A 22,955-nucleotide genomic window follows, 5' to 3' on the forward strand; every position below is an offset into this window, starting at 1 on the left:
GGTCAGTCCAGGGTGAAGTAGTCGGGGCCGGCGTAGACGCCGGTCGTCAGCTTGGTGCGCTGCATCAGCAGGTCGTTGAGCAGGCTGGACGCGCCGAAGCGGAACCAGTCCGGGTCCAGCCAGTCCGGCCCGACGGTCTCGTTGACCATGACCAGGTACTTGATGGCGTCCTTGGTGGTCTTGATGCCGCCGGCCGGCTTCACGCCGACCTGCCGCCCGGTGGCGGCGCGGAAGTCCCGGACCGCCTCCAGCATCACCAGGGTCACCGGCAGAGTGGCGGCGACCGGAACCTTGCCGGTGGAGGTCTTGATGAAGTCGCCGCCGGCCAGCATCGCCAGCCAGGAGGCACGACGGACGTTGTCGTACGTGCCCAGTTCGCCGGTCTCCAGGATCACCTTGAGGTGGGCTCGCGGTCGCCCCTGGCGACCGGCATCATCACCGCCGCAGGCTTCCTTGATCGCGACGATCTCGTCGTAGACCTCGCGGTAGCGGCCGGCCAGGAAGGCCCCCCGGTTGATCACCATGTCGATCTCGTCGGCACCGGCCTCGACGGCGGCGCGGGTGTCGGCGAGCTTGACCTCCAGCGGCGCCTGACCGGACGGGAACGCCGTCGCCACGCTGGCCAGGTGCACCCCGGCCGGTGCGGCGCCGCCCGACGGCCGCCCGGAACCGCGCAGCACCTCGGCCGCGTACGGGACCATCGAGGGGTAGACGCAGACCGCGCCGACGTGCGGGCAGGACGGGTCTGCCGGGTCGGGCCGCAGCGCCTTGGCGGCGAGCGCCCGCACCTTGCCCGGGGTGTCCGCGCCTTCCAGCGTCGTCAGGTCGACCATTCGGATTGCGAGGTCGATGGCCTGGGCCTTGGCGGTGGTCTTGATGGAGCGGGTGCCGAGTTGGGCCGCCCGCTGCTCGGCGCCGACCTGGTCCACGCCCGGTAGGCCGTGCAGGAAGGTCCGCAGAGCGGTCTCGGATCGTCCCAGCTCGGTGAGTTCCGAGTGGGCCGACGTCGCTGTCGCCGTCATGTCCCGAAGTCTACGCAGACCGACGACGAGTGATCTTGACCAATGCGCTCCGGTCGTGAGCAGGGTCGCTGGTCGGACCGGGGGGCCGCGGGCCACAGTCGGCGGCGGGTAGGTTGAGCGATCGTGGACGTAATCGTCATTGACCACCCGCTCGCCCAGTCCCGGCTGACCGCCATGCGGGACGAACGCACCGACTCATCCTCGTTTCGGGCAGCACTGCACGAACTCACCACCATGCTGGTGTACGAGGCCGCGCGCTCCTTCCCGATCGAGCGGTACCCGGTGCAGACGCCGGTGACCGCCACCGAAGGCACCCGGCTGGCCAACCCGCCGCTGCTGGTGCCGGTGCTGCGGGCCGGCCTCGGCATGGCCGACGCCGCGCTGGGCTTGCTGCCGGAGTCGTCCATGGGCTTCGTCGGGCTGGCCCGTGACGAGGAGACGTTCGAGCCGCGCGCCTACATGGAGTCGCTGCCCCGGGACCTGACCGGCCTGCCGGTGCTCGTTCTCGACCCGATGCTGGCCACCGGGGGCTCGCTGGAGCACTGCTGCCGGCTGCTCGCCGAGCGCGGCTGCACCGACATAACCGTGCTCTGCGTGCTCGCGGCTCCCGAAGGCATCGAGCGCCTCAAACGCTCCAACCTGCCGCTGCGCCTGGTCACCGCCGCCATCGACCAGGGTCTCAACGGCAGCAAGTTCATCGTTCCGGGCCTGGGCGACGCCGGCGACCGCCAGTTCGGCGGCATGCCCCGCTTCTGACCCGTGCCGCCAACCTCATGATCAACAGGGCGAGGCGGGGTGTCGGGGGCGGGGGTGGGGATAGCGTTCTGAGGCATGACGGGTGTTCCGCTTGCTGAGGAACTGCTCCTGCTCGCGTACGACGACGAGACCGGCAAGGCGACCATGCCGCGGATCAGCCTCGACCTGGGCATGGCTGCGGCGGCACTGATCGAGTTGGCCCTGGCCGGACGGATCGCGTACGACGACGGCGCGCTGACCGTGGTCGACCCGACGCCGACCGGTGAGCCGGTCATCGACGACGTGCTCGCCCGGATCGCCGCCGACACCCCGCACAGCCCGTCGTCCTGGGTGCAACGGCTGCGCCACGGCCTGCGCGACCGGATCCTCGGTGACCTGTGTGAGCACGGCGTCGTCCGCGATGTCGACGAGACGGAGCTGGGCTTCATCCACGTACACCGCTATCCGGTGCTGGACCGCTCGGTGGAGGCGGACACCCGGCAACGGCTCACCGCCGCGCTGACCGGAGCGCCACCGGACGAGCGGACCGCAGCGCTGGCGACCCTGGTCGCCGTGCTCCGCATGGAGTCCGCCCTCGGGCTGAGCGGCGAGGCCGCCGAGGAGACCCATCACCGGCTGGAGGAGATCGCCAGCGGGGCCGGCTTCACCGGCGAGGTCAGCATCGAGGGGTCGGTGGTCCGCCCCTCGGTGGGCCTGGTGGTGGCCGCCCTCGGCCGTGCCGTCCAAGCCGCCCTCGGCCCCCGCCACTGACCCCTCCTGCTGGTGTTAACAGGGGGCCCTTCCTATACCGCAGGTGTTAACAAGGGGCCCTTCCTTACACGCCCAAGGCGTGCGCTGTTTGGGTGCGGAGGGCGCCAACCGCGAGCGCCGCGCGGGAGCGGGCCGCCGCGACGTCGCCGTCCGCGACCGGTTCCACCACCTCCAGGTACGCCTTGAGCTTCGGTTCGGTGCCGGAGGGGCGGATCACCACCCGGGCGGCGTCGGTACGCAGGATCACCACGTCAGCTTCGGGGAGCAGATCCTGTGCCTCGGTGACCGGCTGGCCGAGCAGGGTGGCCGGGGTGGCGGCGCGGATCCGGGCCATCGCGTCGGCGATCAGCCGCAGGTCGTCGACGCGTACGGAGAGTTGGTCGGTGTGGTGCACGCCGAACTCGGCGGCCAACTCGTCCAGCCGGTCGGTGAGCGTACGACCCTGTGCCTTGAGCCCGGCGGCCAACTCGGCGACGGTCAGCGCGGCAGTGATGCCGTCCTTGTCCCGGACGTGCTCGGGGGCGACGCAGTAGCCGAGCGCCTCCTCGTAGCCGAACACCAGCGGTTCGGCTCCGCCACCGGCCCGGACGATCCATTTGAACCCGGTCAACGTCTCGTCGTACGGCAGGCCCCGGGCGGTGCACATGGCCCGCAGCAGCGACGACGAGACGATGGTGGTGGCGTACAGGCCGGTCACCCCGCGTCGCATCAGGTGGTCGGCGAGCAGCACCCCCACCTCGTCGCCGCGCAACATCCGCCAACCCTGCTCGCCCCGCACGGCCACGGCGCAGCGGTCGGCGTCGGGGTCGTTGGCGATGGCCAGGTCGGCGCCGGTCGACTCGGCGAGCGCGACGAGCCGGTCCACCGCGCCCGGCTCCTCCGGGTTGGGGAAGCTGACGGTGGGGAAGTCCGGGTCCGGTTCGGCCTGGTCGGGCACCACCCCGGGCACCGGGAACCCGGCGGCGGTGAAGGCGGCGGTGAGCACGGCCGCGCCGACGCCGTGCAGCGGGGTGTACGCCACGTTCAGCTCGCGCGGACCACCCGCCGGTAGCACCTCGACCGCGCGGGCCACGTAACCGGCGACCATCTCGTCACCGAGCACCTGACCGGCCGGGCCGAGCGGCACCTCGGCGAGCGGGCCGACCGCCCGGATGGCGGCCTCGATGCCGGCGTCGGCCGGCGGCACGATCTGTGCCCCGGCACCCAGGGCACCGCCCAGTTCCGCGCCGAGGTAGACCTTGTAGCCGTTGTCCTGCGGCGGGTTGTGGCTGGCCGTGACCATCACCCCGGCCACCGCCCCGAGTTGCCGCACCGCGTAGGCGAGCACCGGGGTGGGCAGCGGTCGGGGGAGCAGCAGGGCGGCGCGTCCCGCCCCGGTGGCCACCTGGGCGGTCCGCTCGGCGAACTGCCGGGAGCCGCGCCGGGCGTCGTACCCGATCACCAGTGGGCCGGTGCCGCCCTGGGCCGCGAGCCAGGCGACCAGCCCGGCGGCGGCCTGGGTGACCACGGCGAGGTTCATGCCGTTCGGGCCGGCGCGCAGCGGGCCACGCAGCCCGGCGGTGCCGAAGGTCAGCGGTCCGGCGAACCGGTCGGCCAACTCCGGCGCGGTGGCGGGAAGACCGTCGAGCACCGCCCGCAGTTCCGCCCGGTCGGCCGGGTCCGGATCGTCGGCGAGCCAACGCTCGGCCCGCTCGCGAATGCTGTCAAGGTCTTCGGTGTCCGCCGCCATTGGCTCTTGATAGCACGACGGCGGATCACCGCGGGCGCTCGCCCCGACTCAGCCGGCGTTGGTGAGCTGGAACGACTTCACCATCTCCTCGTAGATCGGCTTGCTCTCCTCGAAGCGGGAGTCCGTCGCGGTCAGGTAGAAGGAGTACATCCGGCCCTCGTGGGCCACCCCCTGCCAGATCCCGTGCCGCATGTTGTCGCCCTTGCCGCAGGTGTATTCGAACTCGGCCGACGGCTTACCCGCCAGCTCCTTCTGCTCCATCGAGATCTGGTTGTACGGCTTGGCGCAGGAGGTCGACCTGCTCTTCAGGCCGTTCTCGGCGACCTCCGCCCAACGGGCCGAGTCGCCACGCCACTCCTCGTTGAGGATGCGTACCCGTCGGCCGCTGTCATCGGGATCGGTGTAGTCGATGTAGAGGCCACCGGTGGCCTTCTTCCAGCCCTTGGGCACCAGCACCTGCACTCCGCGCGCCGAGTGCTCCTGCATCTCGATGCCGGGACCGGCGTCGGCGGAGGAGGAGGGGTCGGCGACCGGGGTGGTCGGTGGTGCGTCGTCGCCGCCGGAGAGCGCCACGATGCCGATCAGCAGGATCAGCGTCAGGCCGCCGGCCGCGGCGAGCTGCATCTTGCGCGGCCAGCCCTTGACGGTGCCGACCAGTTGGCTGCCGGCCGCTTTCGCCTTGTCCATCGGGCTGCCGCCGGTGGGCGTCGGGCGGGCACCGTACGGCTGGCTGGGCGCTGCCGGCCACTGACCGCCGTAGTCACCGCCGATGTGCTGGGTGGCCTCCGGCTGCCCGCCGCCGTAGCCGAACGCCGCCGGCCCGACCCGCTGGGTCGCGTCCGCCCCGCCGATCCGCTGGGTGGCATCCGCCCCGCCGATCCGCTGGGTGGCGTCCGCCCCGCCGATCCGCTGGGTGGCGTCGGCTCCGCCGAACCGTTGCGTCGCGTCCGCCCCGCCGATGTGCTGGGTCGCGTCCGCGGCGGTGCCGTAGGTGCGGCCGACCGGTGGCGGGGACATCGCGCCGTGCTGACCCGGTCGGGCCAGGGCGTCGGCGCTGGTCTCCTCCATCGCGGCGGGGCTGACCGGGGTGGCCTGGCCGGGGCGCTCACCGCGGCGCAGCGCGGCCAGCCGGTCGGTGAGCGACTCGCCGGGAGCGAGCATTGCCGAGCCGCCGATCTGGCCGGACGGCTTGGCCTTGGCCGGGGCGGCTGGCGCGCTGATCGGCGCGGGCTGCGGCACCTGCATCACCGAGTACGGGTCGGTCATCGAGTTGACCGCGGCGGCGTTGCTGCTCAGCGGGCCGGCGAGCAGTTCGCGCAGCATGGCGCGGGCGGTGTGCACGTCGAGTCGGCGGGCCGGGTCCTTCTCCAGCAGGCCCATCAGCACCCGGGTCAGCGGGCCGCTGCGCTGCGGCGGGGCCGGCGGGTCCTCGACCACGGCGTGCATGGTCTCGATCGGGTCGCCCCGGTCGAACGGGGGTCGACCCTCCACCGCCGTGTAGAGCGTCACGCCGAGGGAGAACAGGTCGCTGGGCGGGCCGAACTCCTGCCCCATGGCCCGCTCGGGCGAGATGAAGTGCGGTGAGCCGAGCACCATGCCCGGCGTGGTGAGCTGCACGTCGGTGGGCATCCGAGCCACCCCGAAGTCGGTGAGCACGCAGCGCCCGTCGGAGCAGATCAGCACGTTTGCCGGCTTGACGTCGCGGTGCAGCACACCGATCGCGTGGGCCACCTCCAGGGCGCCGAGCAGCGCGATGCCGATCTTGGCGACCACCCGCTGGGCGATCGGCCCGTCCTCGATCACCATGTCGGCGAGGCTGCGGGCGTCCAGCAGCTCCATCACGATCCACGGTCGACCGGCCTCGGTGACTACGTCGTACACCTGCACCACGGCCGGGTGGGCGATGGCGGCGGCGGCGCGGGCCTCGCGCAGGGTGCGTTCGTACATCGCGTCGCGGTCGCTCGGGGCCAGCCCCGGCGGGAGGATGACCTCCTTGACCGCCACGTCGCGGCGCAGCAGCGTGTCTGTGGCTCGCCAGACCGTGCCCATGCCGCCGTTGCCCACCGCCGAGCGCAACGAGTAGCGGTCACCGATGACGGTGCCGGGTGTTGCGCGTCCATTGGTGGGAGTGCTGACTGGTCCGCCGCTCCACGTCGGGATCTGAGTCACAGAAAAGCCACCGGGGAAGTCGAGGGGGCTGGGACACAACCCCCCTATCTTGCTGGTTCAGACGCCCGATGCGAAAGCCGGCGCGACGGACGTTTACCGTACTGAACGGTACGTGTGCGCCCCCTCACCTCTCGTCGTGGCGGCCGTCGAGGTCACTCGCGTGCCACCCCGAACCGGCTGACCTGTTGCTCCGTCCTACCATCCGGTGATGAGCGAGCGGCGGCTGAGCGAGTCCGGTTTCCCGATCAAGGACGTCTACACGGCGGAAGACGTCCCCGGTGACCTGGATGCCCAACTGGGCTCGCCGGGCGAGTACCCGTACACCCGTGGGGTCTATCCCACGATGTACACGTCGCGCCCGTGGACCATGCGCCAGTATGCCGGTTTCGGCACCGCCACCGAATCCAACGCGCGGTACCACCAACTGTTGCGGGCCGGCACGATGGGTCTGTCGGTCGCCTTCGACCTGCCGACCCAGATGGGGTACGACTCCGACGACCCGATCGCCTCCGGCGAGGTGGGCAAGGTCGGCGTGGCCATCGACTCGATCGAGGACATGCGGCTGCTCTTCGACGGCATCCCGCTGGACCAGGTCTCCACCTCGATGACGATCAACGCGCCCGGTTCGGTGCTGCTGCTGCTCTACCAACTCGTCGCCGAGGAGAACGGGGTGCCGGGCGCCGCGCTCAACGGCACCATCCAGAACGACATCCTCAAGGAGTACATCGCCCGGGGGACCTACATCTTCCCGCCGAAGCCCTCGTTGCGCCTGGTCGCCGACACGTTCGGCTACTGCCGGGCCGAGGTGCCGAAGTGGAACACGATCTCCATCTCGGGCTACCACATGGCCGAGGCCGGTGCATCGCCCGTGCAGGAGATCGCCTTCACGTTGGCCAACGGCGTCGAGTACGTCCGGGCCGCGATCGCCGCCGGGCTGGCCGTGGACGACTTCGCCCCCCGGCTGTCGTTCTTCTTCGTCGCGCGTACCACCCTGCTGGAGGAGGTCGCCAAGTTCCGGGCGGCCCGGCGGATCTGGGCCCGACTGATGCGCGACGAGTTCGGGGCGAAGAACCCGAAGTCGATGATGCTGCGGTTCCACACCCAGACCGCAGGGGTGCAGCTGACCGCCCAGCAGCCTGAGGTGAACCTGGTCCGGGTCGCCGTGCAGGGGCTCGGGGCGGTGCTCGGCGGCACCCAGTCGCTGCACACCAACAGCTTCGACGAGGCGATCGCGCTGCCGACCGAGAAGGCGGCCCGGCTGGCGCTGCGGACCCAGCAGGTGCTGGCGTACGAGACGGACCTCACCGCCACCGTCGACCCGTTCGCCGGGTCGTACGTGGTGGAGGCGATGACCTCGGAGATCGAGGCGGCGGCGGACGCGCTGATGGCCCGGGTCTTCGAGCACGGCTCGGCGGTGGAGGCGATCGAGGCGGGCTTCCAGAAGCGGGAGATCGAGCAGTCGGCGTACCGGATCGCCCAGGAGATCGACTCGGCGGAGCGGGTGGTGGTCGGGCTCAACCGGTTCGCCATCGACGCCGAGGAGCCGTACGAGCCGCTGCGGGTGGACCCGACGATCGAGGCGGCGCAGGCCGAACGGCTGGCCAAGCTGCGCGCCGAGCGCGACGGCGCCGCCGTGCAGCGGGCCCTGGCCGACCTGCGGGAGGCCGCCACGGGCAGCGCCAACGTGCTCTACCCGATGAAGGAGGCGCTGCGTCTGCGGGCCACCGTCGGTGAGGTGTGTGGGGCGCTGCGCGAGGTGTGGGGGCTCTACCGTCCGACCGACCGGTTCTGACCGGCCGTCGCGCTGCGTGTCGGTGCGCCCGTCCTGGGTATTGCGGTTCGAGTGCACCGGTGGACCGTTTCCGGCTGATCTCTGACGCACACGGTGTCCGGCCGGAGGGCGACCGTGCGTGTGAACGTGCCACGGTGCGCTCGTCGCCGGGTGTGGTCGGGTAATTGTCGTAGGGTCAGTTGATCGAGCGACTAATGCGACAATTCGGAAACGGTGCCGAGAGTCCTCCGAAGGATTTTCGGTCCGGGTGCCCGATTACGCGTTGTAGGAGGTGGGGGGCGGATGACGACGTTCAACGGCGATCTACCTGCTGTCTCGCTCCGCTCCGGTGGCTCTCAGCAGGGCATACGTGACGCTGCGCGGTCCGACCATCACCGGAACGAGGTTGCGCAGAGTTACCACCAGGGGTCTACCCTGTCTGCTGTCCCCGATGATCCATCCATTCCTAGTGATCGAGAATTCGACGTGACGACTGCGTTGACGATGCCCACCGGCGAGCAGCTGGTGGCGTCCTGGTCCGAAGCGCCGCCGCCGGGCGGCCAACCCCTGCCGGCCGAGCTGGACCACCTGCTCGCCCTGCGGGTACCGGGCCTGATCGCCACCCGCCGTCACATCCACTCGCATCCGGAACTGTCCGGACAGGAGTTCGAGACCGCGGCCCTGATCGCCCGGGAACTCTCCCTGGCCGGGCTCAGCCCACGCATGCTGCCCAAGGGCAACGGGGTCATCTGCGACATCGACGGCCGCCCGGACGGCCCGGTGATCGCGCTGCGCGCCGACATCGACGCGCTGCCGCTGACCGACGCCAAGGACGTGCCGTACCGCTCCACGGTGGACGGGGTCTGCCACGCCTGCGGTCACGACGTGCACACCACAGTCATGCTCGGTGTCGGCATGATGCTGGCCCAGCTCGCCGACCTGGGCGAGCTGCCGGGCCGGGTGCGGCTGATCTTCCAGCCTGCCGAGGAGATCCTGCCCTGCGGTTCGCTGGAGGTGATCGAGGCCGGCGGTCTCGACGGGGTGGTGCAGATCTTCGCGCTGCACTGCGACCCGAGCCTGCCGGTCGGCCGGATCGGGCTGCGGGTCGGTCCGATCACCGCCGCCGCCGACAACGTCACCGTACGGCTCACCGGGCCGGGTGGCCACACCGCCCGTCCGCACCTGACCGTCGACCTGGTCGACGCCCTCGGGCGACTCGTCACCGAGGTTCCCGCCCTGGTCAGCCGCCGGGTGCCGGCGAACAGCGGCCTGCTGCTGGTCTTCGGTCACGCCTCCGCCGGCACCCAGTACAACGTCATCCCGTCCGAGGCGTCCGCCTCCGGCACGCTGCGGGTCATGGACCGCGACACCTGGCACAGCGCCCCGGACATCGTCACCCAGGTGGTCCGCGACGTCCTCGCCCCGACCGGTGCCACTGTCGACATCGAATACCTGCGCGGTCGTCCGCCGGTCAGCAACGACAGCCAGGCCATCAGCGTGCTGACCGCGGCGACCATCGCCGCGCTCGGCCCGCAGGGTGTCGCGGAGACCCCGCAGAGCATGGGCGGCGAGGACTTCTCCTGGTACCTGGAGTACGTCCCAGGTGCGCTGGCCCGGCTCGGCGTCGGCCGCGCCGGGCCCAACGTGGACCTGCACCGGCCGTCGTTCGACGTGGACGAGCGCGCCATCCCGGCCGGCGTGCGACTCATGGTGCAGACCGCGCTCCAGGCACTGGCGGCGCACCGCTGACCTCACCCGGCACCGCCAGCCCCGACGGTGGCGGCGCGCCGACCGGCGCGACCAGCGCCGGCCCGGTGTCCCGGCCGCGCCGGCGTCGCCGATGCCACCACCAGAGCAACCCCAGCGGTACGCCGAACACCAGCAGCCACGGCAGGACCGCACCGAGCACGGTGACCAGTACGGTCATCGAGGCCAGGAAGACCTTCCAGCCGCCGCTGAGCCCGACCAGGAAGCCGAGCTGATCCTCGTCCTCGGTGGTGCTCGCGTCCGGGCCGACAAGCGTGACGGTGATCGTGGACAGTGCGGTCAGGTCGCCCAGCCGCCGCTTCTTCGCCTCCAGCGAGGCGAGGTCGGCCTCCCTGCGGCCCAGTTCGTTCTCCAGGCTGATCAGATCGCTTATCGAGTCGGCCTGGGCCAGCAACCGTCGGGCGCTGTCCACCCGGGCCCGCTGGGTGGCGATCCGCGCGTCCAGGTCGATGGTCTCCTCGGTGACGTCCTGGGTGTCGATCTGTCGACGCTGCTGGCTGCCCAGCCGGGCGAGCTCCTCCACCACCGGGTAGAACCGGTCGGCCGGTACCCGCAACTGCAACTCCGCGACCGCGTCCGCCGCGGCGCTGCGCCGCTGGTCGCCGCCGACGAAGCCACCGGCCCGGGTCGCCGCCGAGACGGCCTCGCGGGCCTTCGCCTCCACATCGTCCACCTTGATCTCCAGGGATCCGGTGTAGATGATCGAGCGTTGGTCGACCCGGGTGTCCGTCGCCGTGCCGGACCCGCCCTGCGCCGGCTCACCGGCCCCCCGGTCCGCCATCGGCGGCGCGGCGGCACCCGCGTCCGAGCTGGTCGCCTCGTCACTGCCACTGCCACTGCCACAACCCGCGAGCATCAACAACGCGAGCAGCGCACCCGCCGCCGCCGTCCGATGCCGACCGACTCTTCGTAGTCTCATCCCCGTACCCCTCTTCCGGCCCCGCTGCGTGGTGATAACTCGGACGTCCCGCGCCACCTCACGGGTTCCGGCAGACTGCGCTGGAGAAGTCACGATTCGATATGGGAGGCATCACGATGCGGCTCACCAAGTACGCCCACTCGTGCGTACGGATCGAGCACGACGGTGGGGTGCTGGTCGTCGATCCGGGCATGTTCAGCGAAGCGGCGGCGGCGTTGGACGGCGCCGACGCGGTGCTGATCACCCACGAGCATCCCGACCACGTCGATGCCGAGGCGATCAACCGACAGTTGGCGCGACGGCCGTTCGTCATCCACGGCCCGACGTCAGTGTCCAAGGTGCTGGGCGGCGCGGCCGAGGCGCTGCGCCCGGTCAGCCCCGGCGAGTCGTTCACCGCCGCCGGGGTGCCGGTACGCGCCTACGGCGGTCGACACGCGGTGATCCACCCCGACATCCCGGTGGTGGACAACATCGGTTACCTGTTCAACGACGTCGTCTACCACCCCGGCGACGCGCTCTTCGTGCCGCAGGACGTACCGGTCGACACCCTCTTCGCGCCGATCCACGCGCCCTGGTCGAAGTTCTCGGAGGTGGTCGACTTCATCCGGGCGGTCGCGCCGCGTCGGGTCTTCGCCCTGCACGACGCGTTGCTCAACACGAACGGCCTCACGGTGCTCGACCGGCAGTACACGGCCCTGTCGGGCAGCGAGTACCAACGGCTGGAGCCGGGCAGCCGGATCGACGGCTGAGCCGATGCCCGAACCGGCGCCTGATCTCGTCGATGAGCTCTACCGCACGCCGCCGGACCGGTTCGTCGCGGCCCGGGACGCCGCCGTCGCGCAGGCGCGTCAAGCCGGAGATCCGCGTACCGCCCGGGAGATCGCCCGGTTGCGTCGGCCGACCGTCGCCGCCTGGTTGGTCAACCTGCTCGCGTTGGACCGCCCTGAGCTGGTGGCCGACCTGGTGCAGTTGGCCGACGCACTGCGGACCGCGCAGCGTGAACTGCGTGGCCCACGGCTGCGCGAACTGTCCGCGCAGCGGCGCGCCGTGGTGGGTGCGCTCGTCGCCGAGGTACGCCGGTTGGCGGCCGACGTCGAGGGGGCGCCGTCGAGCGGGAAGCTGCCGCTGGCCGAGGTGGAGGCGACCCTGAACGCGGCCCTGTCCGACGTGCAGATCGCCGAGCAGGTCCGCTCCGGACGCCTGCTGCGCGCCACCCACTACGCCGGGTTCGGCGAGGTGCCCCGGCCGCAATTGCGCCTGGTGACCGGGGGAGAGGAGCCGCCGTCGGCCGCACCGGCCCGGCAGCAGCCGACCCAGCGGGGTGCATTGCGCGCCGAGCAGGCCCAGCGGGCGGCCCGCGCCGAACGGGAGCGCCGCCGTCGGGCGCTGGACAAGGAGCTGACCCGGGCCCGTACCGATCAGGACCGGGCCGAGGACGAGCTGGCGGGCGCGGCGGCGGCCGAGCGCGACGGTGCCGCCGCCCTGGACCGGCTCGAAGCGGAACTGGCCGAGTTGGAACGTCGACGGGCCGTGGCCGAGCAGGAGCTCAGCCGAGCCCGGCTGGCCCGTCGGGCGGCCGAACGGGCGGCCGGTGCCGCCCGGCGGCGCACCGGCGAGGTCGAGGCCGCGGTCGAGGCGCTGGAAGCCGAGGAGGATGCCGGCTCTGGCGGCGGCACGGCAGACTGACTTCCCATGGACGGACCTTCGGCCAGTATTCACCCGGACGGACCTTCGGCCGGTCGCCGGTCGCATGCCCCTTCCGGTGGTCGGGGATGACTCCGGAACAGGTGGCCGCGGCCAGCAAGCCGGCGGTGCTCGCGCTCGGTGACGCGTACAGCCGTTGTCCCACCACACTGCGTCGGGCCCGGCTGCTCGGCATCTCGGGCTGGGCCTTCTACATCACCGGGCGGGCCGGTGCCCTGGGTGACGTACGGGCCGAGACGGTGGCCGCCGCGCTCGGCTTCATCGCCCCCGACGCGGTGGCCGACGGCTGGGACGCCGCCGCCCGCACGGTACGGCCGCTGGAGGTGGCCGCCGCCAGCCTGGTCGAGTGCTGCCGTTGGGGCGAGGAACGCCTGGCCGACCTGCCGCACCTGGACCGCCTGGTCGACCTGGTGGAGCGGGTCGTGGCGGCGGCCGACGCCAGCGCGATGCCGTTGTTCGCGGCGTGGCGGGCCATGCCGCCGCCCGCCACGTCCGCGGGCGCGCGACTGGCCGCCGGGCTGCGCCTGCTGCGGGAGCACTTCACCGGGGCCCATCTGGTGGCGGTACGCGCCAGCGGGATGTCACCGCTGGAAGCGGTGCTGGCCGGGCCGGAGGGGGAGAGCGGTGCGATCGCGTGCGGGTGGCCGCCGCCGTACCCGCCGGTAGGGCCGCTGGTGCGGCGGCGGCTGTGGGCCGAAGCGGTGACCAACCGCCTCGTCGCACCCGCGTTCGTGGCGCTGGGGCCGACCGGCGGCGCGGAACTTGTGGAACTGCTGGCCGCGACCCGGGCGCACACCGAAAGCTGACCCCTCGGCCGAGCCAGGGGGACGAAAGCGGGCTGACCGGGACAGATCGCCCGGGTTCCGGGGTCGACGCCCGCCGCGCTGACGGCCGGTAGCAGACTGAGGGGCGTGGGAGACGCGCTACGCCGACGCGGTGCCGGTGGGGCGGGACCGCAGTTCGAGGACGTAGTCGTCCGGCGCGCCCGCCTTCTCGGCGGCGTTCGCGATCTCGGACAGGTACCACGAGGTGGGCAACCCGCCCTCGTAGCCGTCGAAGACGTAGACCCAGGCCGTCACATCGCCGTCCAGCGTCGACACCCGGACGGTCAGCTTCCGGTACGTGCCGGAGGTGACGCCCTCGATCTCGTCGAGTTGGGCGGCGTCGTACGGGTGGATGTCGTAGAGGGCCACGAAGACCCGGTCGCCGGGCGACTCGACCACGGTGCTGACCGCACCCTCCCAGCCGATGACGTCCTCACCGGCGAAGGTGAGCCGCCAGCCCTCCAGCCAGCCGATGCCCACCATCGGCGAATGCGGGCAGTAGGCACGCATCCGAGCAGGGTCCAGGTTCGAGCCGTAGGCGGCGTAATGACGCACGGCGATGACGATAGCCCGACGGGCGCTCGGGGGAGAATACGACGGTGCGTGTCGCACGCGCCGGGGAGAAGAAAGTCACTGTGAGCATGAACGAGGGGCGGTCGTGGTGAGCCGGATCGTGATCATCGGCGGCGGGCCGGCGGGCTACGAGGCGGCGCTAGTGGCGGCCCAACTGGACGCCGATGTCACAGTCGTGGAGGACGAAGGTGCCGGCGGTGCCTGCGTACTGTCCGACTGCGTGCCGTCGAAGACGTTCATCGCCAGCTCCGAGGTGGTGACCGGGTACCGCGACACCGAGGTCTTCGGGGTGCACTCCGACGGCCTGGAGGCGGTCACCGTCGACGCCACGGCGGTCAACGAGCGGGTCAAGCGGCTCGCCCTGGCGCAGTCCAGCGACATCCACGCCAAGCTGGTCAAGGCCGGGGTCACCTTCGTCTCCGGGCGAGCCCGGCTGGGCGAGGACACCCTCGGTCACACCCACCGGGTGATCGTCACCCCGCACGGCGAGGAGGCCGCGTACGCGATCGGCGCCTCGACGGTGCTGATCGCCACCGGGGCCACCCCCCGGCAGCTGCCCACCGCCGTGCCCGACGGCGAGCGCATCCTGACCTGGCGACAGGTGTACGACCTGCCGGAGCTGCCGGAGCACCTGATCGTGGTCGGTTCCGGGGTGACCGGTGCCGAGTTCGCCAGCGCGTACCTGGCCATGGGGGTGCAGGTCACCCTGGTCTCCAGCCGGGACCGGGTGATGCCGCACGAGGACGCCGACGCCGCGCAGGCCATCGAGCGGGTGTTCCGAGCCCGGGGCATGAGCATTCTGAACAACTCCCGCGCCGAGGGGGTGCGCCGTACCGACGACGGCGTCGAGGTCGAGCTCTCCGACGGCCGCAAGGTGTACGGCTCACACGCGCTGATCGCGGTCGGCTCGATCCCCAACACCGAGGCGCTGGGCCTGGCCGAGTACGGCGTCGAACTGGCCCGGGGCGGCTACGTGACGGTGGACCGGGTCTCCCGTACCAACGTGCCCGGCATCTACGCCGCCGGCGACTGCACCGGGGTACTGCCGCTGGCCAGCGTCGCCGCCATGCAGGGCCGGATCGCCATGTGGCACGCGCTCGGCGAGGCGGTCCGGCCGCTGCGGCTGCGGACCGTCGCGGCGAACGTCTTCACCGACCCCGAGTTGGCCACCGTCGGCGTCTCGCAGGACGAGGTGGACGCGGGCAAGGTGCCGGCCCGGCAGGTGATGCTGACGCTGGACGGCAACGCCCGGGCGAAGATGGACGAGGTGGCCGACGGTTTCGTCAAGCTGTTCTGCCGCCCGGCCAGCGGCCAGGTGATCGGCGGCGTGGTGGTCGCCCCGAAGGCCAGCGAGCTGATCCTGCCGATCACCATGGCGGTGGAGAACAACCTGACCGTCAACGAGCTGGCGCAGACCATCACGATCTACCCCAGCCTCTCCGGCTCGGTCACCGAGGCCGCCCGGCAACTGATGCTGCACGAACTGGAGTGACCTCCCGTCGCCCGGTCCGCGCGTGAGAATGCGCGGGCAGGGCGACGGCGAGCAGGGCGAGCAGGGTGACCTCGCTGAGGATGAGAACCCGTTCGATCAGGCCGTAGAAGGCGCGGTCACCGGGATAGGCGGACCAGATCTGGGCGGCGGCCAGCAGCAGGCTGGCCACCGCGAGGACGCGCAACCAGTGGCGGGTACGGGCCCCGGTGGGCAGGTGGGCGGCGAGCAGCCAGCCGACGACCGGCAGGGCGAGGAACGCCACCACCGAGGCGTACCGGTGCACGTACGCGGCGGTGCCCATCTCGGTGCCGGGCGGGTTGGTCGGCACCAGACCGGCCAGCAGCAGCCCACCGGCCCACATCGCGAGCAGCAGTCGGGCCGCGCCCAGCCGACCGGCGCGGACCCCCGGCCCGGCGAGGCGACCCAGCGCCGGTACGAGCAGAGCCGACGCCACGCCCAGCGTCAGCATCGCCAGGTGGATGACTCCGCCGGATTCGGAGACGGCGTAGTCGCTGACGGTGAGGCTCACCGGGTCCAAGTCCCGCACGCCGAGGTGACCGATGACGCCGAGCAGCGCGGCGAGGGCGATCCCGCCGAGGGCCAGTGCACCGTTGTTCCGGATTCCAGGCATGCCTCAGCCTGTCGCCGAACCCACCCCAGACGGATCCGGGACGAGCACCGAAATCCGACCCGGGGTGCACCCGGACCGGGTCATCAGGTGTTCCCCCCAGGGCGGCCGGTCGGCCTTCCCCGCGCCGTACGGGCTGACCTCAGTCGGCGGGCAGTTCGGCGGGGGCCGGGGTCAGCCGGGCGGCGATCAACGCCAGCACCCAGCCGGTCAACGCGAAGCCGGCGGCGGCCACCGCCGCGATCAGCACCATCCGCCACGCCGACCCGGTGAGCGCCGCACCGCCGAGGTGCCCGACCAGGCCGCCGTACGACGCCCAACCCACCGCCGCCGTACCGGCGTAGGGCAGGAACAGGCGCAGCGGATAACGGCCACGGCCGGAGGCGAAGCAGACAGTCATCCGCCCGCCCGGCACGAACCGGCAGAGCAGCAGCCCTGTCGGGCCGGGCCGGCGCAGGCCGGCAGCGAGCCGACCGGTCAGCCGTCGGGCCCGACCGGTCACCTCGGGGCGCGGTGGCTGACGCCGGGACGTGCTGCGGCCGAGCAGGTAACAGGCCAGGTCCCCGGTGAACACCCCGAGCGCGCCGACGGCGATGGCCAGCGGCAGGTCCAGCCCGCCGTAGACGGTGAGCGCGCCGCCGGTGATCATCAACAGCTGCGTGGGCACCACCGGCACGAAGGCGTCCAGCACCAGCAGACCGAACAGGAGGAGGTATGCCCAGTCAGGTGATGCCACCTGGGTGAGTAGTTCGGGCACCCCTGTCCCCTCGCAGTGCGGCCGATCCGGATACGCACCGAGCCTGACGGTGTGTCCGGCATCACCGACGACGGCCCTGCCCTCTCGTGACCAGCGACACTGCCCGGGCGGTGGGGCATGTGACTGCTTTCGACCGGCGAATATCGAAATCGACCGGTGTGGGGTGAGGGTCGCCGAAACGTCGCTGGGCGGCGTACCGTTGTCGGCGCGCGGCCCGCGCGTGCGTCGGGTCCCCCGTTCCTGATGCCCGGGCCCGCAGCCGGGCCGCTGACAGGTCCCGTGTCAGCGGCCCGGCCACCACCCTCAGGCAGGCACGGCGACCGGGTCGTCGCCGCTGACCGGCTGCTGGAACTGCGACTGGTAGAGCCGGTGATAGGCCCCGCCCGCCGCGAGCAGTTCGGTGTGGGTGCCCTGTTCGACGATGCGACCGTCCTCCATCATCAGGATCAGGTCGGCGTCGCGGATGGTGGAGAGCCGGTGCGCGATGACGAAGCTGGTCCGCTCCGACCGCAGCGCCGCCATCGCCCGCTGGAGCAGCACCTCGGTACGGGTGTCCACCGAGCTGGTCGCCTCGTCGAGGATCAACAGCGAGGGTTCGGCGAGGAAGGCCCGGGCGATGGTGATCAGCTGCCGCTCGCCCGTGCTGACGTTGCTGCCCTCCTCGTCGATCACCGTGTCGTAGCCGTCGGGAAGGCTGCGGACGAACCGGTCCACGAAGGTGGCCTGGGCGGCGGCGAGGATCTCCTCCTCGGTCGCGTCCGGCCGACCGTAGGCGATGTTGTCCCGGATGGTGCCGCCGAACAGCCAGGTGTCCTGCAGGACCATGCCGATGCGGCCCCGCAGGTCGTCGCGGCGCAGCGCGGTGATGTCCACCCCGTCGAGCGTGATGCGGCCGGCATCCAACTCGTAGAAGCGCATGATCAGGTTGACCAGGGTGGTCTTGCCGGCGCCGGTGGGCCCGACAATGGCCACGGTGTGCCCCGGCTCGGCGACCAGGGACAGGTCGGTGATCAGTGGCTTGTCCGGGTCGTACCGGAACGAGACGTGTTCGAACTCGACCCGGCCGTGCGGGTCGCTCACCCGGGCCGGCACCGCCGGATCCGGCTGCTGTTCCTCGGCGTCGAGCACCGCGAAGACCCGCTCGGCCGAGGCCACCCCCGACTGGAGCAGGTTCGCCATCGACGCGACCTGGGTGAGCGGCTGAGTGAACTGGCGGGAGTACTGGATGAACGCCTGCACGTCGCCGAGGCTCATCGAGCCGGAGGCGACCTGCAACCCGCCGACCACCGCGATCGCCACGTAGCTGACGTTCCCGATGAAGAACATCGCCGGCATGATGATGCCGGAGATGAACTGCGCCCCGAAGCTGGCCGCGAACAGTTCGTCGTTCTTGGCGCGGAAGGCCGCCTCCACCTCACGCTGCCGACCGAAGACCTTCACCAGTTCGTGCCCGGTGAACGCCTCCTCGATCTGCCCGTTCAGCTCGCCCGTGTGGGTCCACTGCGCGATGAACTTGCGCTGCGACCGCTTGGCGATCTGTCCGGTCACCACCACCGACAGCGGCACCGCGACAAGCGCCACCAGGGCCAGCAGCGGCGAGATCCAGAACATCATGCCGAGTACGCCGACCACGGTGAGCAGCGCGGTCAGCAGTTGACTCAACGTCTGCTGGAGGGTCTGCGAGATGTTGTCGATGTCGTTGGTGACCCGGCTGAGCAGTTCCCCGCGCGGCTGCCGGTCGAAGTAGGGCAGCGGCAACCGGTTCAGCTTCTCCTCGACCTCGGCCCGCAACTGGAACACGGTCCGCTGGACGACGCCGTTGAGCAGCCAGCCCTGCCACCACAGCAGCAGGCTGGCCACCACGTACAGGCCCAGCGCGAGCAGCAGCACCCGGCCCAGCGCGGCGAAGTCGATGCCCACCCCGGGCACCACGTCCATCCGGGCGAGCATGTCGGCGAAGTTGTGGTTGCCGGCCGCCCGGGCGGCGGCAACCGCCTGCTCGGCGGTGGTGCCCGCCGGCAGTTGCTGGCCGATCACCCCGGTGAAGATCAGGTCGGTGGCGTACCCGAGCACCTTCGGCCCGATCACGGTCAGCCCGACGCTGACCACCGCCAGCGCGATGATGGCGGTCAGGTGCAGCCGGTGCGGACGCAACCGGCCCATCAGGCGTCGCGCGCTGGGCAGGAAGTTCAGGGAACGCTCGGCGGGCATGCCCATGCCCATGCCGCCGTGCGGACCGCCCCGCTGACCGCCGGGTAGCCGTTTCGGCGCGCTCTCGCTGCCCGACTGCTGCGCCGGAATGGCGGCCTGAGATCCACGCTCGCTCATGCCAGCACTCCGCTTCGCTGCGTGCCGTCATGAGGCACCTTCGCGCTGAGCTGATGATTCGCTCGCTGGCGCTCGCTCATGCCGGCACCTCCGTGGTGCGTTGGGACGCCACGATCTCGGCGTACGTGGGACAACTCGTCAGCAGCTCCTCGTGGCGGCCCATCCCGACCACGCCGCCGTCCTCCAGCACGATGATCTGGTCCGCGTCGATGATCGTCGACACCCGTTGCGCGACGATGACCACGGCGGCGTCGGCGGTGACCGGCCGCAGGGCCGCCCGCAGTCGTGCGTCGGTGCCGAGGTCGAGCGCGGAGAACGAGTCGTCGAACAGATAGATCTCCGGCCGGCGGACCAGGGCGCGGGCGATGGCCAGCCGCTGGCGTTGACCACCGGAGACGTTGGTGCCGCCCTGTGCGATCGGTGCCGCCAGTCCTTCGGGCATCGCCTCGACGAAGTCCCGGGCCTGGGCGATCTCCAGTGCCGTCCAGAGTTCCTCGTCGGTGGCGTCCGGGTTGCCGTAGCGCAGATTGCTCGCCACCGTGCCGGTGAACAGGTACGGCCGCTGCGGCACCAGGCCGATCCGGTTCCACAGCTGCTCCGGTGCCAGTTGCCGCACGTCGACCCCGTCGACGAGTACGGCACCGGCGGTCACGTCGACCAGCCGGGGGATGAGGGAGAGCAGGGTGCTCTTGCCCGCACCCGTACTGCCGATGATCGCCGTGGTGCTGCCCGGTGTGACCCGGAAGGAGATGTCCCGCAACACCGGCTCGGCGGCGCCCGGGTACTGGAAGCGCACGTCGCGCAGTTCCAACTCGGCCCGGCCGGTCACCTCGACGACCGGGTCCGGGGCGGGCACCACGGAGGAGTCGGTGTCCAGCACCTCGGTGATCCGCTCGGCGCAGACCGCCGCGCGGGGCACCATCATCAGCATGAAGGTGGCCATCATGACGGCCATCAGGATCTGCATCAGGTACTGCAGGAATGCGGTCAGCGCGCCGACCTGGATGGCACCCTCGTCGACCCGCTGACCACCGAACCAGAGCACCGCCACGCTGGAGACGTTGAGTACCAGCATCACCACGGGGAAGATCAACGCCATCAGCCGGCCGGTACGCAGGGCGGTGGCGGTCAGGTCCGCGTTCGCGGTGGCGAAGCGTCGCGTCTCGTACGGCTCGCGGACGAACGCCCGGACCACCCGGATGCCGGTGATCTGCTCGCGGAGCACCCGGTTGATGGTGTCGATCCGGGTCTGCATCAACCGGAAGCTCGGCACCATCCGCCGGATGATCAGGCCCAGCACGATCGCCAGCACCGGTACGCAGACCAGCATCAGCCAGGAGAGCCCGACGTCTTCGCGCAGGGCCATCACCACGCCGCCGATGCTCATGATCGGCGCGGAGACCAGCATGGTGCAGCTCATCAGCACCAGCATCTGCACCTGCTGCACGTCGTTGGTGTTGCGCGTGATCAGCGACGGCGCACCGAAGCGGGCGACCTCCCGGGCGGAGAAACGGTTGACGTGTCCGAACAGCGTCGCCCGCAGGTCCCGGCCGAAGCCCATGGCGATGCGGGCGCCCAGGTAGACCGCCGCGATCAGGCAGACGATGTGCACCACCGTGAGGGCGAGCATCCATCCGCCGGTACGCAGGATGTAGTCGGTGTCTCCCCGGGCCACGCCGAGGTCGATGATGTCGGCGTTGAGGCTCGGCAGCGAGAGCGAGGCCATCGTGCTGACGAACTGCAGCAGCACGACCACGGCCAGCGGCCGCCGGTACGGGCGCAGGTTGGCCAGCAGCAACCGGATCAGCATGTCGGGCCTCCCTCGGGCTTGCCGGCCGACTCGTCCTGGCCGATGATCTCCAGGAGGAACTGCCGGATCACGGCCGCCTTCGCCGGGTCGGCGTCGACCGAGGTGAGGGGGCGCCGAGCCCGGATCATCGCGGTGAGCGCGTCGACCCGGTCTCGGCCGTCCGGGGTCAGGGTGAGTTTGATGCTGCGCCGGTCGGCGCCGTCGCGGCGTCGTTGCACCAGGCCGTCGCGTTCGAGGGTGTCAACGATGCCGGTGAGGGTGGCCGGGCGGACGAAACACAGCTCGGCCACCGCGCGGTGCGGCAGCTCCCCGTGCTCGGCGAGGGCCATCAGGGTGACCATCCCGGCCTGGGTGAGGCCGTGCTCGTCGGCGAGGTAGCGGTTCCATCGCTGGCCGGTGAGGTGCCCGGCGACCACCAGCAGCCGGCCGAGCGGTACGTCCCCGAGTTGGACCAGTTTCATATCGGCAGATTAGAACCCTGACAGTCAGGGGCCAAACTATTTTCGACATGCCGTTTCACCAACTTGTCGGCAGTGGCATCCCCTCGGTGTAGCCGGCCGTGCTCTGCACGCCGACCAGCGCCCGCTCGTGGAACTCCGGCAGGGTACGGGCACCGGCATAGGTGAACGCACTGCGTACCCCGGAGATGATCTCGTCGATCAGGTCCTCCACGCCGGGCCGGACCGGGTCCAGGTACATCCGGGCGGACGAGATGCCCTCCTCGAAGATCGCCTTGCGGGCCCGGTCGTACGGGCTGTCCTCGCCGGTACGCGCGCTTACCGCCCGCGCCGAGGCCATCCCGAAGCTCTCCTTGTAACGGCGACCGTCCTCGTCTGTGTAGAGGTCACCGGGGGACTCGTAGGTGCCGGCGAACCACGAGCCGATCATCACGTTGGACGCCCCGGCGGCCAGGGCCAACGCCACGTCCCGGGGATGGCGCACCCCGCCGTCGGCCCAGACGTGCCGACCCAGCTCACGAGCGGCGGCCGCGCAGTCGAGCACCGCCGAGAACTGCGGCCGACCCACCCCGGTCATCATCCGGGTGGTGCACATCGCACCCGGGCCGACTCCGACCTTGACGATGTCCGCGCCCGCCTCGACCAGGTCGCGTACGCCGTCGGCGGTGACCACGTTGCCGGCCGCGACCGGGACGGCCGGTTCGAGCCGGCGCACGGTCCGCAGCGCGGCGATCATCCGCTCCTGGTGGCCGTGCGCGGTGTCCACCACCAGGGTGTCCACCCCGGCCGCCAGCAACGCCGCCGCCTTGCCCGCCACGTCGCCGTTGATCCCCACCGCCGCCGCGATCCGCAGCCGCCCCTGGTCGTCCACGGCCGGCCGGTACAACGTCGCCCGCAGCGCGCCCTGGCGGGTGAGCACCCCGACCAGCCGCCCGTCGTCGTCGACCACCGGGGCCAACCGCCGCCGCCCCTCGGAGAGCCGGTCGAATCCGGTACGCGGGTCCGCGCTCGCCGGCACGGTGTGCAGGTCGGCCGACATCACGTCCTGCAGTTGGGCGAAGCGGTCCACACCGACCGTGTCCGCCTCGGTCACCACGCCCATCGGCCGGCCCGCCTCGTCGACCACGATGACCGCGCCGTACGCCCGCTTCGGCAGCAGGTGGATCGCGTCGCCGACGGTGTCCGTCGGGCCGAGCGCGACGGCGGTCTCGTGCACCAGGTGCCGCTGCTTGACCCAGGCGACCACCTCGGCCACCACGCCGATCGGGATGTCCTGCGGGATCACCACGATGCCGCCACGGCGGGCCACCGTTTCGGCCATCCGCCGGCCGGCGACCGCCGTCATGTTCGCCACGACCAGCGGGATCGTGGTGCCCGTACCGTCGCCGGTGGCCAGGTCGACGTCGAGCCGCGACGCCACCTCGGAGCGGGCCGGGGCCATGAAGACGTCGTTGTAGGTCAGGTCGTACGCCGGGGTCGCGCCGTTGAGGAAACGCAC

19 protein-coding genes are annotated in these 22,955 nt (G+C 71.5%); 8 read left to right on the top strand and 11 right to left on the bottom strand.

Features of this window, described 5'->3' with window-relative positions; translation table 11 throughout:
* Window positions 1-2: 2 nt before the first annotated feature.
* The gene (gene deoC, locus EG812_RS14730) at window positions 3-1,022 is read right to left on the bottom strand and encodes a deoxyribose-phosphate aldolase (protein ID WP_013731536.1); all 1,020 of its coding nucleotides are present in this window, start codon (window positions 1,020-1,022) and stop codon (window positions 3-5) included.
* A 123-nt stretch (window positions 1,023-1,145) separates the two neighbouring features.
* Between deoC and upp the strand changes: the two genes are divergently transcribed.
* Window positions 1,146-1,778: a uracil phosphoribosyltransferase gene (gene upp, locus EG812_RS14735; protein WP_126711843.1), complete on the top strand. Its 633-nt coding sequence runs from the start codon at window positions 1,146-1,148 to the stop codon at window positions 1,776-1,778.
* A 75-nt stretch (window positions 1,779-1,853) separates the two neighbouring features.
* Window positions 1,854-2,528: a GOLPH3/VPS74 family protein gene (locus EG812_RS14740; RefSeq protein ID WP_126711844.1), complete on the top strand. Its 675-nt coding sequence runs from the start codon at window positions 1,854-1,856 to the stop codon at window positions 2,526-2,528.
* 64 nt (window positions 2,529-2,592) lie between these two features.
* On the opposite strand, the gene EG812_RS14745 is transcribed toward EG812_RS14740, so the two are convergent.
* Window positions 2,593-4,257 carry a phospho-sugar mutase gene (locus EG812_RS14745; protein WP_126711845.1) on the bottom strand — a complete coding sequence of 555 codons (1,665 nt, stop codon included), beginning with the start codon at window positions 4,255-4,257 and terminating at the stop codon, window positions 2,593-2,595.
* A 48-nt stretch (window positions 4,258-4,305) separates the two neighbouring features.
* Complete coding sequence (locus tag EG812_RS14750) at window positions 4,306-6,426, bottom strand: serine/threonine-protein kinase (RefSeq protein WP_126711846.1); 2,121 nt, start codon at window positions 6,424-6,426, stop codon at window positions 4,306-4,308.
* Window positions 6,427-6,634: 208 nt separating this feature from the next.
* Here EG812_RS14750 and EG812_RS14755 point away from each other — a divergent pair, with 208 nt between their 5' ends.
* Both EG812_RS14755 and EG812_RS14760 read left to right on the top strand, forming a co-directional pair.
* The gene (locus EG812_RS14755) at window positions 6,635-8,218 is read left to right on the top strand and encodes an acyl-CoA mutase large subunit family protein (protein ID WP_013731541.1); all 1,584 of its coding nucleotides are present in this window, start codon (window positions 6,635-6,637) and stop codon (window positions 8,216-8,218) included.
* Between the two features lie 465 nt (window positions 8,219-8,683).
* Window positions 8,684-9,946: an amidohydrolase gene (locus tag EG812_RS14760; protein ID WP_043719675.1), complete on the top strand. Its 1,263-nt coding sequence runs from the start codon at window positions 8,684-8,686 to the stop codon at window positions 9,944-9,946.
* On the opposite strand, the gene EG812_RS14765 is transcribed toward EG812_RS14760, so the two are convergent.
* Window positions 9,903-10,883, bottom strand: coding sequence for a DUF4349 domain-containing protein (locus tag EG812_RS14765; RefSeq protein ID WP_102660272.1), 981 nt, complete (start codon window positions 10,881-10,883; stop codon window positions 9,903-9,905). The genes EG812_RS14760 and EG812_RS14765 overlap by 44 nt on opposite strands.
* A gap of 116 nt (window positions 10,884-10,999) precedes the next feature.
* On the opposite strand from EG812_RS14765, the gene EG812_RS14770 reads away from it, so the two are divergent.
* The 3 genes from EG812_RS14770 (at window position 11,000) to EG812_RS14780 (ending at window position 13,393) form a co-directional block, all read left to right on the top strand.
* Window positions 11,000-11,632, top strand: a complete 633-nt coding sequence (locus EG812_RS14770; RefSeq protein WP_102660284.1) for an MBL fold metallo-hydrolase — start codon at window positions 11,000-11,002, stop codon at window positions 11,630-11,632.
* 4 nt (window positions 11,633-11,636) lie between these two features.
* Window positions 11,637-12,569, top strand: coding sequence for a hypothetical protein (locus tag EG812_RS14775; protein WP_126711847.1), 933 nt, complete (start codon window positions 11,637-11,639; stop codon window positions 12,567-12,569).
* Window positions 12,570-12,655: 86 nt separating this feature from the next.
* Complete coding sequence (locus EG812_RS14780) at window positions 12,656-13,393, top strand: SCO6745 family protein (RefSeq protein ID WP_013731546.1); 738 nt, start codon at window positions 12,656-12,658, stop codon at window positions 13,391-13,393.
* A 117-nt stretch (window positions 13,394-13,510) separates the two neighbouring features.
* Here EG812_RS14780 and EG812_RS14785 read toward each other — a convergent pair whose 3' ends face one another.
* A complete protein-coding gene (locus tag EG812_RS14785) occupies window positions 13,511-13,966 on the bottom strand; it encodes a gamma-glutamylcyclotransferase (RefSeq protein ID WP_043719680.1) in 456 nt (151 codons plus the stop codon).
* A 106-nt stretch (window positions 13,967-14,072) separates the two neighbouring features.
* Between EG812_RS14785 and EG812_RS14790 the strand changes: the two genes are divergently transcribed.
* On the top strand, window positions 14,073-15,476 hold the full coding sequence (locus tag EG812_RS14790) for an NAD(P)H-quinone dehydrogenase (protein ID WP_013731548.1): 1,404 nt from the start codon (window positions 14,073-14,075) through the stop codon (window positions 15,474-15,476).
* On the opposite strand, the gene EG812_RS14795 is transcribed toward EG812_RS14790, so the two are convergent.
* From EG812_RS14795 to EG812_RS14820, 6 genes are all read right to left on the bottom strand, one after another.
* A complete protein-coding gene (locus tag EG812_RS14795) occupies window positions 15,433-16,107 on the bottom strand; it encodes a DUF998 domain-containing protein (protein ID WP_013731549.1) in 675 nt (224 codons plus the stop codon). The two genes, EG812_RS14790 and EG812_RS14795, sit on opposite strands and share 44 nt — an antisense overlap.
* Before the next feature lie 139 nt (window positions 16,108-16,246).
* Window positions 16,247-16,861, bottom strand: a complete 615-nt coding sequence (locus EG812_RS14800; protein WP_126711848.1) for a DedA family protein — start codon at window positions 16,859-16,861, stop codon at window positions 16,247-16,249.
* 303 nt (window positions 16,862-17,164) lie between these two features.
* Entirely contained in the window at window positions 17,165-19,189 is a 2,025-nt protein-coding gene (locus tag EG812_RS14805; protein ID WP_126711849.1) for an ABC transporter ATP-binding protein, read from the bottom strand.
* A gap of 76 nt (window positions 19,190-19,265) precedes the next feature.
* Window positions 19,266-20,999, bottom strand: a complete 1,734-nt coding sequence (locus EG812_RS14810) for an ABC transporter ATP-binding protein (protein WP_126711850.1) — start codon at window positions 20,997-20,999, stop codon at window positions 19,266-19,268.
* Window positions 20,993-21,460: a MarR family winged helix-turn-helix transcriptional regulator gene (locus tag EG812_RS14815; protein ID WP_126711851.1), complete on the bottom strand. Its 468-nt coding sequence runs from the start codon at window positions 21,458-21,460 to the stop codon at window positions 20,993-20,995. Before EG812_RS14815 ends, EG812_RS14810 begins: the two co-directional genes overlap by 7 nt.
* A gap of 55 nt (window positions 21,461-21,515) precedes the next feature.
* Window positions 21,516-22,955: a GuaB1 family IMP dehydrogenase-related protein gene (locus EG812_RS14820; protein ID WP_126711852.1), complete on the bottom strand. Its 1,440-nt coding sequence runs from the start codon at window positions 22,953-22,955 to the stop codon at window positions 21,516-21,518.

Origin of the sequence: Verrucosispora sp. FIM060022 (genome assembly GCF_003977705.1) — a bacterium.
GTDB classification, from domain to species: Bacteria; Actinomycetota; Actinomycetes; order Mycobacteriales; family Micromonosporaceae; genus Micromonospora; species Micromonospora gifhornensis.